The sequence below is a fragment of the Rhodanobacter sp. UC4437_H4 genome, assembly GCF_052978425.1.
In genome coordinates, this window is the sequence record NZ_CM129673.1 from 614876 (window position 1) to 630093 (window position 15218).

At 67.2% G+C, this 15218-nt stretch carries 12 protein-coding genes; 5 read left to right on the top strand and 7 right to left on the bottom strand.

Going from position 1 to position 15218, the window contains the following annotated elements:
- The first annotated feature begins 13 nt into the window (after positions 1–13).
- Positions 14–2398, top strand: coding sequence for a 3-hydroxyacyl-CoA dehydrogenase/enoyl-CoA hydratase family protein (locus ACVCL3_RS03085; protein WP_447100402.1), 2385 nt, complete (start codon positions 14–16; stop codon positions 2396–2398).
- 104 nt (positions 2399–2502) lie between these two features.
- A complete protein-coding gene (locus ACVCL3_RS03090; protein ID WP_447100403.1) occupies positions 2503–3708 on the top strand; it encodes an acetyl-CoA C-acyltransferase in 1206 nt (401 codons plus the stop codon).
- Between the two features lie 193 nt (positions 3709–3901).
- Here the strand turns inward: ACVCL3_RS03090 and ACVCL3_RS03095 are convergent, their stop codons facing one another.
- Both ACVCL3_RS03095 and ACVCL3_RS03100 read right to left on the bottom strand, forming a co-directional pair.
- Positions 3902–5569: a DUF262 domain-containing protein gene (locus tag ACVCL3_RS03095; RefSeq protein WP_447100404.1), complete on the bottom strand. Its 1668-nt coding sequence runs from the start codon at positions 5567–5569 to the stop codon at positions 3902–3904.
- A 36-nt stretch (positions 5570–5605) separates the two neighbouring features.
- Entirely contained in the window at positions 5606–6202 is a 597-nt protein-coding gene (locus ACVCL3_RS03100) for a hypothetical protein (protein ID WP_447100405.1), read from the bottom strand.
- 241 nt (positions 6203–6443) lie between these two features.
- On the opposite strand from ACVCL3_RS03100, the gene ACVCL3_RS03105 reads away from it, so the two are divergent.
- Positions 6444–7370: a hypothetical protein gene (locus tag ACVCL3_RS03105; protein WP_447100406.1), complete on the top strand. Its 927-nt coding sequence runs from the start codon at positions 6444–6446 to the stop codon at positions 7368–7370.
- 142 nt (positions 7371–7512) lie between these two features.
- Complete coding sequence (locus ACVCL3_RS03110) at positions 7513–9081, top strand: phospholipase D-like domain-containing protein (RefSeq protein ID WP_447100407.1); 1569 nt, start codon at positions 7513–7515, stop codon at positions 9079–9081.
- A 6-nt stretch (positions 9082–9087) separates the two neighbouring features.
- On the opposite strand, the gene ACVCL3_RS03115 is transcribed toward ACVCL3_RS03110, so the two are convergent.
- The 5 genes from ACVCL3_RS03115 to cysG all read right to left on the bottom strand — a co-directional run bounded on the left by ACVCL3_RS03115 (position 9088) and on the right by cysG (position 13860).
- The gene (locus ACVCL3_RS03115; protein WP_447100408.1) at positions 9088–10089 is read right to left on the bottom strand and encodes a GlxA family transcriptional regulator; all 1002 of its coding nucleotides are present in this window, start codon (positions 10087–10089) and stop codon (positions 9088–9090) included.
- Positions 10037–10585 carry an isochorismatase family protein gene (locus ACVCL3_RS03120; protein WP_447100409.1) on the bottom strand — a complete coding sequence of 183 codons (549 nt, stop codon included), beginning with the start codon at positions 10583–10585 and terminating at the stop codon, positions 10037–10039. Before ACVCL3_RS03120 ends, ACVCL3_RS03115 begins: the two co-directional genes overlap by 53 nt.
- Before the next feature lie 128 nt (positions 10586–10713).
- Entirely contained in the window at positions 10714–11298 is a 585-nt protein-coding gene (locus ACVCL3_RS03125; RefSeq protein ID WP_395118391.1) for a TMEM175 family protein, read from the bottom strand.
- A gap of 80 nt (positions 11299–11378) precedes the next feature.
- The gene (gene cysK, locus ACVCL3_RS03130; RefSeq protein ID WP_395118389.1) at positions 11379–12317 is read right to left on the bottom strand and encodes a cysteine synthase A; all 939 of its coding nucleotides are present in this window, start codon (positions 12315–12317) and stop codon (positions 11379–11381) included.
- Between the two features lie 76 nt (positions 12318–12393).
- A complete protein-coding gene (cysG, locus tag ACVCL3_RS03135; RefSeq protein WP_447101559.1) occupies positions 12394–13860 on the bottom strand; it encodes a siroheme synthase CysG in 1467 nt (488 codons plus the stop codon).
- A gap of 291 nt (positions 13861–14151) precedes the next feature.
- Here cysG and ACVCL3_RS03140 point away from each other — a divergent pair, with 291 nt between their 5' ends.
- The gene (locus ACVCL3_RS03140; RefSeq protein WP_395118387.1) at positions 14152–15147 is read left to right on the top strand and encodes a LysR substrate-binding domain-containing protein; all 996 of its coding nucleotides are present in this window, start codon (positions 14152–14154) and stop codon (positions 15145–15147) included.
- Positions 15148–15218 lie beyond the last annotated feature (71 nt).

The following is a 15218-nucleotide window of genomic DNA, read 5'->3' on the forward strand; positions in this document are numbered from 1 at the left end:
ATCGGAGAAGCCAATGACTGCTGCATCCTCACCCACCCTCGGCTTGCGCATCCGCAAGGCCGCCGTGCTGGGCGCCGGTGTCATGGGCGCGCAGATTGCCGCGCACCTGACCAACGCCGGCGTGGAAACCGTGCTGTTCGACCTGCCCGCGAAAGAGGGTCCGAAGAGCGGCATCGCGCTGAAAGCGATCGCCAACCTGGCCAAGCTGTCGCCGGCCCCGCTGGCCGACAAGGCCCTGGCCGCCTCGATCATCCCGGCCAACTACGACGATGATCTCGATCACCTGAAGGATGTCGACCTGGTCATCGAGGCCATTGCCGAGCGCATGGACTGGAAACTCGACCTGTACAAGAAGATCGCCGGCCACCTGTCGAAGACCGCGATCATCGCCTCCAATACCTCGGGCCTGTCGATCAACACGCTGGCCGAGGCGCTGCCGGAGGAAATGCGCCACCGCTTCTGCGGCGTGCACTTCTTCAATCCGCCGCGCTACATGCACCTGGTCGAGTTGATCCCGACCCGGCTCACCGACCAAAACGTGCTGGACGGCCTCGAGGCCTTCCTGGTCACCACCGTCGGCAAGGGCGTGGTGATCGCCAAGGACACGCCCAACTTCATCGGCAACCGCATCGGCGTGTTCTCGATGCTCGCCACCATGCATCACACCGAGCAGTTCAAGCTCGGCTTCGACACCGTCGACGCGCTGACCGGCCCGGCCGTGGGCCGCCCCAAGAGCGCCACCTACCGCACCGCCGACGTGGTCGGCCTGGACACGATGGCCCACGTCATCAAGACCATGGCCGATACCCTGCCCGACGATCCCTGGCACCGGTACTTCAAGGCGCCGGCATGGCTGGCCGGCCTGATCGAGAAGGGTGCGTTGGGCCAGAAGACCGGCGGCGGCTTCTACAAGAAGGTCGGCAAGGACATCCAAGTATTGGATGTGGCCAAGCAGGACTTCCGCCCGTCCGAACAAAGGCCCTCCGATGAAGTCGCCGCGATTTTGGCGATCAAGGACCCCGCCGAGAAGTTCGGCAAGCTGCGCGCCTCCAGCGACCCGCAGGCGCAGTTCCTGTGGGCCACTTTCCGCGATCTGTTCCACTACACCGCCTATCACCTGGCCGACATCGCCGACACCGCGCGCGACGTGGATTTCGCCATCCGCTGGGGCTACGGCTGGAAGCTCGGCCCGTTCGAGACCTGGCAGGCCGCGGGCTGGCAGCAGGTCGCCGAATGGATCAATGAAGACATCAAGGCCGGCAAGGCGATGAGCGATGCGCCCCTGCCCGCCTGGGTCACCGACGGCCGCACGGGCGTGCACGGCAAGAACGGTTCGTATTCGGCCAGCGCCAACGCCGACAAGCCGCGTTCGCGGCACCCGGTGTACCAGCGCCAATTGTTCCCCGATCCGATCCTGGGCGAGAAGTTCGACACCGGCAGCACGGTGTGGGAGAACGACGGTATCCGCCTGTGGACGCTGGGCGACGACGGCGTCGGCATCATCTCGTTCAAGACCAAGATGAACACGGTCAACGACCACGTGCTCGACGGCATCCAGCACGCGATCAGGCTGGCCGAGGAAAAGCTCAAGGCGGTGGTGATCTGGCAGACCGGCGAACCGTTCTCTGCCGGCGCGGATCTGAAAGGTGCGCTGGGTCTGCTGAAGGACGGCAAGTTCGACGACTTCGAGCACATGGTCGCGAACTTTCAGCGCACCAGCATGGCGATCAAGCACGCCCTGGTGCCAGTGGTTTCCGCCGTGCGCGGCATGGCCTTCGGTGGCGGCTGCGAATTCCAGATGCATTCCGCCCGGACGGTTGCGGCACTGGAAAGCTACATCGGCCTGGTCGAGGCCGGCGTCGGCCTGCTGCCCGCCGGCGGCGGCCTGCATGAACTGGCCGTGCGTGCGTCCAGGGCCAATCCGGCCGATCCGTTCGAGGAACTGAAGAAGGTGTTCGAGACCGTGGCGATGGCCAAGGTTTCCCCCAGCGCCATCGAGGCGAAGAACATGGGCCTGCTGCGCGACAGCGACGTGGTCGTGTTCAACGCCTACGAACTGCTGTACGTCGCCAAGAAGGTGGCATTGTCGCTGGCCGAAGCCGGCTACCGCCCGCCCCTGCCTGCCCAGGTCATCGTCGCCGGCGACGTCGGCACCGCCACCTTCAAGGCGCAACTGGCCAACCTGCAAGCCGGCTATTTCGCTTCCGAACACGATGTCGACATCGCCTCGCGCATCGCCGACACCTTGTGCGGCGGCGTGATCGAGCGCGGCTCGACCGTCGACGAGGAATGGCTGCTGGCACTGGAACGCAAGCACTTCGTGGAGCTGGCGAAAACCGAAAAGACCCAGGCCCGCATCGCCCACACCATGACCACCGGCAAACCTTTGAGGAACTAGTGAGCGCGCTGCGCGCGCAGAAGTGAGGAGTGAGAGTCGAAGCCCAGGCTTTCTTTCACTTCTCGCTCCTCTCCACTCTTTTCTCACCCTTTTGGAGTTCCGTCATGACCAAACAAATCCAGGACGCCTACATCGTCGCCGCCACCCGCACCCCGGTCGGCAAGGCGCCGCGCGGCGTGTTCCGCAACACCCGCCCGGACGACATGCTCGCCCACGTGATCCGCGCGGTGATGGCGCAGGCGCCCGGCATCGACCCGCACCAGATCGGCGACGTCATCATCGGCTGCGCCATGCCCGAGGCCGAGCAAGGCATGAACGTGGCGCGCATCGGCCTGCTGCTGGCCGGCCTGCCGCACACCGTGCCCGGCGTCACCGTCAACCGCTTCTGCTCTTCCGGCCTGCAGTCGGTGGCGATGGCCGCCGACCGCATCCGCCTGGGCCTGGACGACCTGATGCTCGCCGGCGGCACCGAGAGCATGAGCATGGTGCCGATGATGGGCCACAAGATCGCCATGAACCCCGCGATCTTCCAGGACGAGAACATCGGCATCGCCTACGGCATGGGCATCACCGCCGAGAACGTGGCCAAGCAGTGGAAAGTCAGCCGCGAGCAGCAGGACGCGTTCTCGGTGGAAAGCCACCGCCGCGCCCTGGCCGCCCAGGCCGCTGGCGAATTCAAGGACGAGATCACCCCCTTCCAGCTCGACGATCATTACCCCGACCTCGCCAGTCGCAACATCACCACCGACAGCCGCGTCATCGACCAGGACGAAGGCCCGCGCGCCGGCACCACGCCCGAAGTGCTGGCCAAGTTGAAAACCGTATTTCGCAACGGCCAGTTCGGCGGCACCGTCACCGCCGGCAACTCCAGCCAGATGTCCGACGGCGCCGGCGCCGTGCTGTTGGCCAGCGAAAAGGCCATCAAGCAATACAACCTGCAGCCGCTTGCCCGGTTCGTCGGTTTCTCCGTCGCCGGCGTGCCGCCCGAAGTCATGGGCATCGGCCCGAAGGAAGCGATTCCCAAGGCGCTGGCGCAGACCGGCATCAGCCAGGATCAGCTCGACTGGATCGAACTCAACGAAGCCTTCGCCGCCCAGGCACTCGCCGTGATGGGCGACCTCAAGCTCGACCCGGCCAAGGTCAACCCGCTCGGCGGCGCGATCGCGCTCGGCCACCCGCTCGGCGCCACCGGCGCGGTGCGCATCGCCACGCTGGTTCACGGCATGCGCCGCCGCAAGCAGAAGTACGGCATGGTGACGATGTGCATCGGCACCGGCATGGGTGCGGCGGGAATCTTCGAGGCGCTCTGACTCCCCCACTCGTCATGCCAGCGAAGGCTGGCATCCGGCAACTTCGCTGAGAACACAACGGCGCCGCAGCAATGCGGTGCCGTTGTTCGTCACGAGACCCCTGTCACTTTTGACGTATTACGCTGAACGCATCTGTTGGACTGGATCGAACTCGACGAAGCGTTTGCCGCCCAAGCCCTCGCCGTCATCGGCATCAACTTCTGCTCCAGCGAGTCAGCGCCGACGCAGCGAGATTTTTTCCGCGCGCCTCGATTTCGGCAGCGCCCCACTTGGGGTATCGAAGAACTTCGCGGCTCAATTCGAAATGCGTGTTCTGCAGCTTGAGCTTCTTCTCGTCGAACGGGAGATTACCCAGCTCGGGGTTGTATCCGGTAAGCGTCAGGTTGCCCAGGGTATCCAGCCACTTCGCATGGATGGCCGGGTAATCAGGGCCAAGCTCCACCTTCCATGGCTCGGACAGTGTCTGCGGCATGATGTGTTCCATCGTCGCCGTCGAGGAATCCACGGGTTCCTTGTGCTCATGAGCTTCCTCGAGCGCGACCAGCATGTAACGCGCAATGCGGCGGCGCGGATAGAGGTACTGCATTACCAGCGCTTCCTCGAACTCCTCGTCTGTCGGCCATCGGCGGCCACCGGAGCCCTGCGCGAGCCTGTCGCGCAACCAGGCCTGGGGTGCCTCGTCCGGCAGATTCAGGCACAGCTCGAGGGTCATCTTGTTCAAGGCGTTGGTGGGAACGCCGCAGACCAGGCGCCGAACGTAGAACGACTCGAGAATATCCAGGGCATGGACGAACTCGTCGCCGCTCATCAGGTCGTTCTTCCAGCCGCGGTATAGCCGCAGAAGCAGCGGATAGAACACAGTGGAGTCCAGCTCCTGTATGCCCCTCAGGCGCTTGGCGATCTTCTCGTCGGGTTCCTGGTCCGGGTCGATGAACTTCTCGTACCAGATGGCCGCCTGCTTCATGTCGCGCAGCAGGCAGCGGACGCTGTCGACATCCTTTGCCTTCTCGAACTCCGCTTTCGCCGCGGTGTAGATATCCCCCTTGCGGACGTTTCGGCCATGACGCATCCCGTAGTGCCGAAGAAACTCCGTCATGGACGAACCCAGATGCGCCTCCATCGGTCGCCACAACTCCTCGTACGCAGTTTCCTGCTCACCACCGGCGGTCGTGGAGTGCTGAAACCGCATCAAGACGTAGTTGCGTACCAGATCGGCCTGATTGAGCGGCTTTCCCTTGTGGTTGAGGCTCTCGAAGATCAGGTACGGGTCGTCGGACTCGCCCAGATTGATCATCACCACCTGCAGGGATTGCTGGATGGCTTGCAAGGTCGTGCCGGGGACGACGGGCTGGCCATCGTCGTCCGTCCCCGTCAGCTTTTTCCTGAAGTAGCGATACGACTGCACCACGCCCGATTCCTCGTATGGAACCAGGTCGCGGCCGTAGACCACGGCGTTGTACGCCGCGCGATCCACCTGGGTGGGCACGAGCTTCAAATCGTCGGGAGCCTGGTAATGGCGGTTCAGCAACAGGTCGCCGATGATGCCTTCGGTCACCTTGTCGTCCGTGGCCCGAGCCTGATCGCGAATGGCGGCCAGCAATAGCGACAGCGTCGTCAGGCGTTGCTGTCCGTCGATGACCAGGTGCTTGCCCACGCCCACGGGCACGGATTTCACCGGCACCGTGACGATCGCGCCCATGAAATGAGAGCAGCGATCCTCTTCGTCGTACTGCGCCATCAAGTCGTCCCAGAACGTCGCCCAGTCTCTGGAGTCCCACGAGTACGCGCGCTGAAACAGCGGGATGATGCCCTGCTTGGAGCCATCGAAGTACTGGATGATGTGTACGGGCGCTGCTTCCATGTGAACCTCTGCTTGAGCAAATGGGAGGGGAACGGCTTACCCGTTTTGTTGCGCCCGGAACACCCGCCGCACCGCCGGGTCCAGCACGTCCACCTGCCGCTTCGGCTGCAACAGCGCCCGCTCCTCTGCCCCGAGCTGGCAATTCCGCGACAGCGTGTCGGCGCCTGCCGACGTCGTCGCCATCACGTCCTGCACGTTGACGACCACGCTCAGCGTGTCGCCCAGCGGTTCCAGTGCGAGGCAGACGTTGTCGATGGTGGCCATGCTGCGGTACTGGCTGCCGCCGACCATGACCAGCAGATTGGCCTGATCGATCCACACGGCGGATTGCACGCCCTGCAACGGACGCACGGCGGCGCGGGCGGCTTCGCGGTCGATGCGGCGCGCAGGGTCGGCCAGATGCATGGAGCGCATCATGTCCTTGTGCATCGCGTCGACATGGCCTTGAATGGCGCGCTGGTCACCGGTCATGCCTGCGGCTTCGATGCCGGCGAGGTGGCCAGCAGTGGCGAGTGGATTCGTCGGGCCGGCCTGTTGCGGTCGACGTGCGTTTGATGGCACTTCCGCATCAGTCCGGCTACAGCCGGTGGCGGCAATGCAGATGATGGCGGCGGCAATCAGCCAGCGTTTCATGGTCATCCATTCCCCCCGGAATACCGGCCGAGCATAGCGCGGGCGGCGATCACGTTTCACGCTTCGTGACCGGGAGGCAAAGCTTCACTGTTGAAGGTCATGGCTGCGACGCGGGGCGAAGGACCCCCAACGCCGCCCTCCCCACACCGTGGTCGTGGCGCGTGGTGCCGACGCCGGTCCGGCGAAATGGCTGCCTCAAGCACGTACACTTTTGCCATTGACCGACACGGAGGCAGCAGCCATGGGTATCGGCATCGGAATGCGCGGCATCGACCTGCAGAAGTTCCTCATGGTGGCGCGGGAGCGCAAGGTCATCCTGCTCGTGCGTCATACCAACGAGGATTCGCTGCGCTACGTCGGCATGCCCGGCTATTACCCCAAACCGGCCCTGTTGAAAGCCAAGACCGCCGACGTCAACCCGCCGGGCCCCATGCGCTCGGTGGCGGGGCGCATGGTGAAACAGGACTACGTCATCGCCGGGCTGGTGGTGCACCCGGGCATGCACCCCGGGGCTTTCAAGCCAGCCAAGCGGGACAAGGCGATGAAGGCCTGGCACGACGGCATGCAATACCTGGCGGCCGAGAACAAGATGCCGCCCATGGGCGATCCGCAGCGCCCGGAAAGCTGGGCGGCCTGGGGCGTGGGCCGCGCCGCCGCCTGCTCGGCCGAGTGGCGCTGGCGCGTCGACGTCGACCCCGCATCCCGCCACTACGGCTGCCTGCAGCTCGACCACGCCGGCAAGGGCTGGGTCTACATCCACGGCGACTACGATCTGAAGGATGTGATCGTTCGCGGCAAGGAAACCGACAACCGACGCCATGAAGGCCAACTCCACGGCGTCAAGAACTTCACCCCGCTGCTCCCGGACATGGAGTTCGAGCGCATCCGCAGCTCGCTGAACCAGCTGATCGGCGCCGACATGGTGCAGCACGGCGCGGAGGCGCAGTTCGCCTGGCACGGCGACGAACCCGTCACCGTGGTGTTCCCCGACTGGACCTTCCTCCTGCTGACCGACGCCACCACGGTGCAACGCTGGTACGAAGAACTGAACCGGTCCGTGCTCGCCGAGAAAGGCCACGACTACGCGCGCGACCGCTCCCGCATGTTCCACTTCGGGCCGCAGGGGATGTTCGCGCCCGGTGCCATGCCGTTGTCGAGCTGGGGATAGGCGAAAGGTGGAAACCCGAGTACCCGGGTCAGGCGAGGCTCCGCAGTCGCATGGATTTCACGACCGCCTTCGCAAAGTACGCCGCTGGCGATGGACGATTGCAGCGAAGCCGTGATCGGCACGCAGCAGAAGGCGGGTGAACATGCGGCGACTCATCAGAGTGCTTGGTGCGGTGATGCTCGGCGTGGCCCTGGCGGCCTGCTCGCCGCCCGCGCCCGTGGTCAAGCCGGTGTCGAAGGCGTTGCCGCCGACCGTGGGCACGCCGGCGGCGCGCTACGTGCACGCGGAAACCGCCAAGCACCAGGATCAGTCGGGTTTCCGCCTGCTCATCCGCAGCACCGATGCGCTGATGAGCCGCGTGGCGCTGGCCGACCACGCGCAGCATTCGCTGGATCTGCAGTACTACATCTTCGACAACGACGCGACCGGGCGACTGATGGCGCAGCGCCTGCTGGCCGCGGCCGACCGTGGCGTGCGCGTGCGCCTGCTGGTGGACGACATCAACGCCAGCCAGGCGATCGACCTGTTCGATGCGCTGGATACCCACCCGAACATCGAGGTGCGCCTGTTCAACCCGTTCGCCACGAAGAAGCCGTCGGTATTCTCCAAGGCTGCCCAGTTCCTGCTCGACACGCACCGGCTGAACCGGCGCATGCACAACAAGTCGTTCATCGCCGACGGCAACGTGGCGATCGTCGGCGGACGCAACATCGGCGATGCGTATTTCGACGCGGGCGAGGACACCCATTTCCGCGACCTCGACCTGATCGCGATCGGCCCGGTGGTGCCGCAGGCCTCGCATGCCTTCGACGAGTACTGGAACTGCGACGCGGCTTATCCGGTGAAGGCATTCCATGGCAAGCATGCCGATCATGTCGACCTGGCGAAACTGCGGACAGAACTGGCGCACGATGCGCGCGCGTTCGCGCAATCGGATTACGCCCAGGCCACGCTGGACGCCCTGCCCTACGGCGCCTCCGCCGACCGCAAAGGCCAGTGGTTCTGGGGGCCGGCCACGCTGGTGGCCGACCAGCCGGCCAAGATCGAGGCGACCGAGGACCAGCCCGAGCTGCGCATCGGCCCGGACATCAAGGCGATGGCGGATGGCACGCAGCACGAGTTGCTGCTGATCTCGCCCTACTTCATCCCCGGCGAGCGCGGCACGGCCTATCTCGATGCGCTGGCCAGGCGCGGGGTGACGGTCAAGGTGCTGACCAATTCGCTGGCCTCGAACGACGAGCCGATCGTGTATTCGGGATATTCGCGCTATCGCCGCCCGCTGCTGGAAAGCGGCGTGCAGCTGTACGAATTGCGACCTGCCGCGGGTGCGCCGCAACGGGTCACCACCGGGGGCACCTCCTCCGGCGTCAGCCTGCATGCCAAGGCCATCGTGGTGGATCGGCGCAAGGTGTTCATCGGCTCGATGAACATGGATGCCCGCTCGAAACTGCTCAACACCGAGATGGGCATCATCGTCGACTGTCCGCCGCTGGCCGCGGCGGTCACCGCGTTCTTCGACAGCGCCACGCGGCCCGAACACGCCTACCGCGTGACCCTGAAGCAGGACGGCTCGGCGCATGGCGGGGCCATGCAATGGCAGGCCACCGAACACGGCAAGCCGGTGACCTACGACCACGACCCCGGTGCCACCACCGGTCGCCGGGTCGAGGTGCAGATGCTCAAGCTGCTGCCGCTGGAAAGCCTGCTCTAGGCCCGCTCAAGCGCGTGACCGCACCGACGCCGGACGGTCGTCGGCATGCGCTGCCCACAAGCGGCGCAGCTGCCGCGCCGAACCCAGGCCCGCACACTCGGCCGCCCGCTCCACGTTGTCGCCGCTGGCCAGCGCCTGCCGCGCGAGCGCCAGCCGCAGGCGCGCGTGGTAGCGGTTGACCGACATGCCGCTGGCTTCGCGGAAGTGGCGCGTGAGGCTGCGCACGCTCAGGTGGCCGATGTCGGCCAGCCGCGCCAGCGGCCAGTCCTGCGCGGGCGCCTTGAGCAGTGCATCCTGCACGCGGTGGATGGCCATGTTCATGTGGTTGCGCCCTTCCAGCCACGGCGACAGCGCCGGGTCGCCGGCGGCGCGGCGCATGTAGACGGCCATTTCCCGCGCCACGGCGACGGCCAGGCGCGGCGAGCCGAGCCTGGCGATCAGGTGCAGCGCGAGGTCGATGCCGGCGGTGATGCCGGCGCTGGTGCAGACCTCGCCGTCTTCGACGAACACGCGGCTGTCCAGCACCTCGGCCGCCGGCGCCAGTTGGCGCAGCTCGTCGAGCAGGCTGTGGTGCGTGGTGCAGCGTCGCCCGTCGAGCAGGCCGGCGGCGGCCGCCAGCAGCGCGCCGGAACAGACGCAGGCCAGCGGTCGGCCAGCGACGACATGGCGCCGCAACCAGGCCACCAGCGCCTTGCCGGCCGCCGACGACAACAGGCGCGCGGCGCTGCCGGTGGCACCGCACACCACGATCAGCACGTGCTCGGGCAACTTCGCCGGCAGCGGTTCGACGCCGGCAAGACTGACGCCCAGCGCGGTTGGTGCCGCCTCACCCGCCACCACCGGCGCCATCAGCCGCAGGCGCACCGGCAAGCCCATCGCCGCGGCAATGCGAAAGGCGTCGGCGGCACCGGCCAGATCCAGCAGGATCAGGTCCGGCGGCAGCACGAAGCACACCTCAGTGATCGGCGAGGACGTCATCGACGGTGCGGATGCGGGCAAAGCGTCCATCCAGAACCAGTTCCGTGCGTTGCTTGATGTCCTGCGCATCGTAGCGAGTGCCGCTGCCGGCGTGGACCATCGGAAAGGTCAGCGTCGCCTCGGTGACGTAGTCGACGTCGAAGCCGAGATCGGAAGCGACCCGGGCAGTCGTCTCGCAGCATTGCTCGCTGCGGATGCCGCTGATGATGACGCGGCCGATGCCGCGCTCGCGCAGCCATGCCTGCAGGCCGGTGCCGGTGAACGCGTTGTGCACCTGCTTGCGGAACACCGTGTCGTGCACCTGCGGCACCCACGCCATCGGCTGCACCAGCCCCGACGCCACACTGAAGTGACCGGTGGCCTCCTCGTGCAGGATGCGCACGATCGGCCAGCCGCGGGCGCTCGCGCCGTCGATCAGCTGCAACAACTTCTCGCGGAACGCCGGCAGGTCGTCTTCGCGCCAGTACGGTGCCTGCAGGAACGATTGCTGCACGTCGATGACCAGCAAGGCGGGGGTGTCGGACATGGGGCGACTCCATCATGGGGGAGCCGTCACTCTAGGCAGCCGCTGCGTCCTCGACGAGCCCTGCACCGGACCCGGAGCGGACCGATCCGGCCAACCCTTTCCGGCCAACCTCGCCGGCAGAACCCGCCTCAGTGCGGCGCCCGTCCCGCCACCCGTTCGATGCGCCGGTCCGGCACCAGCCACAGCAGGGCGGCCACGCCATACAGCAGTTGCGCGATCCACGCGGCGCGGAACGAGACGAGGATGGCACTGGCGTAGATCACCGGCGAGAGTTTTCCCTTCCAGTCGCCGCCGACGGCGCGGGCCAGCGCGGATGCCCTGCCCTCGGCGCGGATCAGCGCGCGTTGCAGCATCCAGTACGCCAGCGCCGCCATCAGCAGCACCACGCCGTACAGCGCCGTCGGCCCCTGCGCGAAGTGGTTTTCGCCCATCCAGCCGGTGGCGAACGGCAGCAGCGACAGCCAGAACAGCAGATGCAGGTTGGCCCACAACACCGCGCCGCTGACCGGGCCGGCCAGTTGCAGCATGTGGTGGTGGTTGTTCCAGTAGATGCCCACGTAGACGAAGCTCAGCACGTAGCTGAGAAACACCGGCGCCATCGGCAGCAGCGCCGCCAGCGTCTCGCCGTGCGGCACCTTCATCTCCAGCACCATGATGGTGATGATGATGGCGAGCACGCCGTCGCTGAACGCCTCGAGTCGGTTCTTGTGCATCGTCGCCCCCGGGATCGATCGAAGCCGAGTATCCGACGAGGCGCCCCGGGGCGCGAGCCCCGGTTGCCATGCAGCCGCGCTCAAACCTCGTCGGAACCCTCGTTGACGCCCTCGAACAGGAAGGTCGACAGGTAGCGTTCGCCGGTGTCGGGCAGCATCGCGAGCAGGACCGATCCGGCCGGCGCGTCCTTCGCCACTTCAAGCGCCGCGGCCAGCGTGCCGCCGGAGGACAGCCCGGTGAAGATACCCTCGCGCCGGGCCAGTTCCCTCGCGGTGTCGCGCGCCACCACGTCGTCGACGGTGACGATCCGGTCGACCACCTTGGCATTGAGCACGGCGGGCACGAAGTCCGGCGTCCAGCCCTGGATCTTGTGCGGCTGCCACTCCTTGCCGCCGAGCAGCGAGGCGCCGGCCGGCTCCGCGCCAATCACCTTGACCTGCGGCCGAGCCACTTTCAGCACCTCCCCCACGCCGGTGAGCGTGCCGCCGGTGCCCCAGCCGCTGACGAAGTAGTCCAGTCGCCGGCCGGCGAAGTCGCCGAGCACTTCGGCCGCCGTGGTCTGGCGGTGGTAGGCCGGGTTGGCCGGGTTCTCGAACTGGTCGGCGAGGAACCAGCCATGCTGTTTCGCCAGTTCGGCGGCCTTCTCCACCATGCCGGTACCGCGTGCCGCACCGGGGGTGAGCACCACCTTGCCGCCATAGGCGCGGATCAGCTTGCGCCGCTCCAGCGAGAACGTGTCGGACATCACCGCCACGAACGGATATCCGCGCGCCGCGCACACGGCGGCCAGCGCCACGCCGGTATTGCCGGACGTGGCCTCCACCACGGTCTGCCCGGGTTTGAGCGTGCCGCGCTGCTCGGCGTCCAGGATGATCGCCAGGGCGAGTCGGTCCTTCACCGAACCGGCCGGGTTGAACGCCTCGATCTTCACGTAGATGCTCACGTGTGCGGGCGCCAGGCGGTGCAGTTTCACGATCGGTGTGCGGCCGATGGTGTCCAGGATGTTGTCGTAGATCATGGGTGTCTCCTCGGGGAATCGGGCGTGAGGAACGGGCGCATGGACGAAGGCAGATGATGCGCCGATTCGGGATCGGTCAACAGGCGGCGCGATGGATCGCCTCGAGCACGCCATCGCGCGCCGCGGCGGCGGCGGGCAAGGCGTGCACGGTCGCGCCCAGCGGGGCGGCGCCGAACCAGGCCAGCGACGGCGCCAAGGCGGCCACCTCGCCCAGGATCAGCAGCGCCGGCGAGCTCACGGCGTGGGCTGCGGCTCGCTCGGCAAGGTTGCCCAGCACGCCGCAGACCACGCGCTGGTTCGGCAGCGAGCCGTTTTCGATCAGGGCGAACGGCGTGGACGCAGCGCGGCCGTGTTCGACCAGGCGCGCCTGCAGGGTCGCCAGCTCGTTCACGCCCATGTAGATCGCCAGCGTCTGCCGCTCCTGCGCCAGCGCAGGCCAGTCCACGGTGTCGTGCGAATCGCGGCAATGCGCGGTGACGAAGCGCACTGACTGGGCGCGCTCGCGATGAGTCAGCGGCACCCCCGAGTACGCCGCGCAGGCCACGGCGGCGGTGATGCCGGGCACCACTTCGAAAGGAATCGCGTGGGCGTGCAGGAACTCCAGCTCCTCGCCGCCGCGACCGAACACGAACGGGTCGCCGCCCTTCAGCCGCACCACCCGCTTGCCGGCACGCGCATGCTCCAGCAGCAAGGCGTGAATCGCCTCCTGCGTGGTGTGGTGCCGGCCAGCCTGCTTGCCGACCTCGATCCGCTCGGCATCGCGCCGGGCCAGCGCCAGCACGCCGGCACCGACCAGCCGGTCGTGCAGGATCACGTCGGCCTCGTTGAGCGCGCGCAATGCACGCAAGGTCAACAGGCCCGGATCGCCGGGGCCGGCGCCCACCAGCACCACCGAACCGGTGGCCGGCGACGGCGTATCGGCGAGAGCATGTTCCGCCGCCGCCTGCGCCTCGCCATCTCGCTGCTGGCGCAACAATTGCGCCACCGGCCCGGCCAGCAGGCTGTCGTAGAAGGCGCGTCGTGCCGCCAGTGCGGGAAAACGGGCACGAATGCGCGGGCGCAGCCGGGCCATCAGCCGGGCCAGCGCGCCCAGCGAATCATCCAGCAGCGCTTCCAGCCGCTCGCGCAGCAGGCGCGAGAGCATCGGCGCCTCGCCGCCGCTGGAGATCGCGATGGTCAGCGGTGCGCGGTCGATCACCGCCGGCACGTGGAAGCTGGACAGCGCCGCATCGTCGACCACGTTGACGAAGATCCGGCGCAACTCGCCCACACTGGCCACCAGCGCGTTGATCTCGCGATCGGGCGTGGCCGCCACCACCAGCCACACGCGCTCCAGCCAGCTCTCGCGGAACGGATCGGTGCGATGGGCGATACGGCCCTGCCGCACCCAGCGCTGCAGGCGCGGCGTGAGGCTGGGCGCGTTCACCGTCACCTGCGCCCGAGCCTGCAGCAGTGCTGCCACCTTGCGCTCGGCCACCGCGCCGCCGCCGACCACCAGCACGGCGCGCTGCGACAACGAGGCAAAGATCGGGTAGAGCTTCATGCGCAGGAATGGCCGGAGCAAGGGGTTCGCCTACGCTACGAAGCCGCCGCCGGCACCGCAAATGATTTGTGCCTTGGTGCTTATGCCGTCGCGGCATGACCGGCAGGCCCGATTGACATGCAACACGAATGGACGTATAGACGTCCAATATGAAAGTATGTCATTCCATCGACAAGGGTATCCGTGGCGACCGGCCAGGGGCTCGTCACGCCGGCGGCCGGGGGATTGCACGATGTATGCGCAGCTGCATCGCCCATCCGTCCCCCGACCATCGCCCACGGACTCCTGCCCATGACGCTTACCCAGCTGCGCCATCTCATCGCCATCGCCGACTCCGGCCTCAACATCACCCTGGCGGCCGAGCGCGTGCATGCCACCCAACCCGGTCTCAGCAAGCAGCTGCGCCAGCTTGAGGACGAGCTGGGTTTTCAGCTCTTCGTGCGCAAGGGCAAGAGCCTGGATGCGGTGACCCACGCGGGCGAGCAGGTGATCGAACGGGCGCGGATCATCCTGGCCGAGGCAACCAACATCCGCGCGATCGCCGCGAACCTGCGCAACGAGGCCCACGGCGAGCTGCGCATCGCCACCACGCATACCCAGGCTCGCTTCGCCCTGCCCGCGGCAATCGCCGCGCTCAATGCCAGCTTCCCCCAGGTCAGCGTGCATCTGGAGCCGACCCGCGACGCCGACGTGCTGGCCCGGCTGGAAGCCGGTCAGGTCGATCTGGCCATTATCAGCAGCGCCGGCAGCGCGCCGGCCGTCGGCATGGCGTTTGCCGCCTATCGCTGGCAACGGGTGATCGTCACCCCGCGCGACCATCCGCTGGCGCGGCGCGCCGCCGCGCCCACGCTGACCGAGCTGGCGGGCCTGCCGCTGGTCAGCTACGACTCCTCGCTGCGGCCGGAGTCGTCCTTGCGCCGCGCGTTCGAGGAGGCCGGGCTGTCACCGCAGATCGCGATGACTGCCGGTGACGCCGACCTGATCAAGACCTACGTGCGCGCCGGCATGGGTGTGGGCATCCTCGCCGAAATGGCCATGCAGCCCGGCGACGCCGACCTGCTCGCGCTGCCCGCCGATGCGTTGTTCGCGCCGTGCACGACCTGGGTGGTACTGCGCAGGGACAGCGTGCCGCGTGAGTACACGCTGGCCTTCATCCACCAGTTTGCACCCCATCTCGGTCGCCACGAACTGCGCCGCGCGCTGGCCGGCGAACCACCGCGCGACGGCTGGGCCGAGGTGCCGCACTGGCGCGAACGTCAGCGGTCGCCTGCCGCGCAAGTCGCCTGACGCTCCTGGTCGGGCCCGCTCCCGCAAGGACGGCTGACGATGCCGTGACGGCCGCGCGCCATCTCACCCGG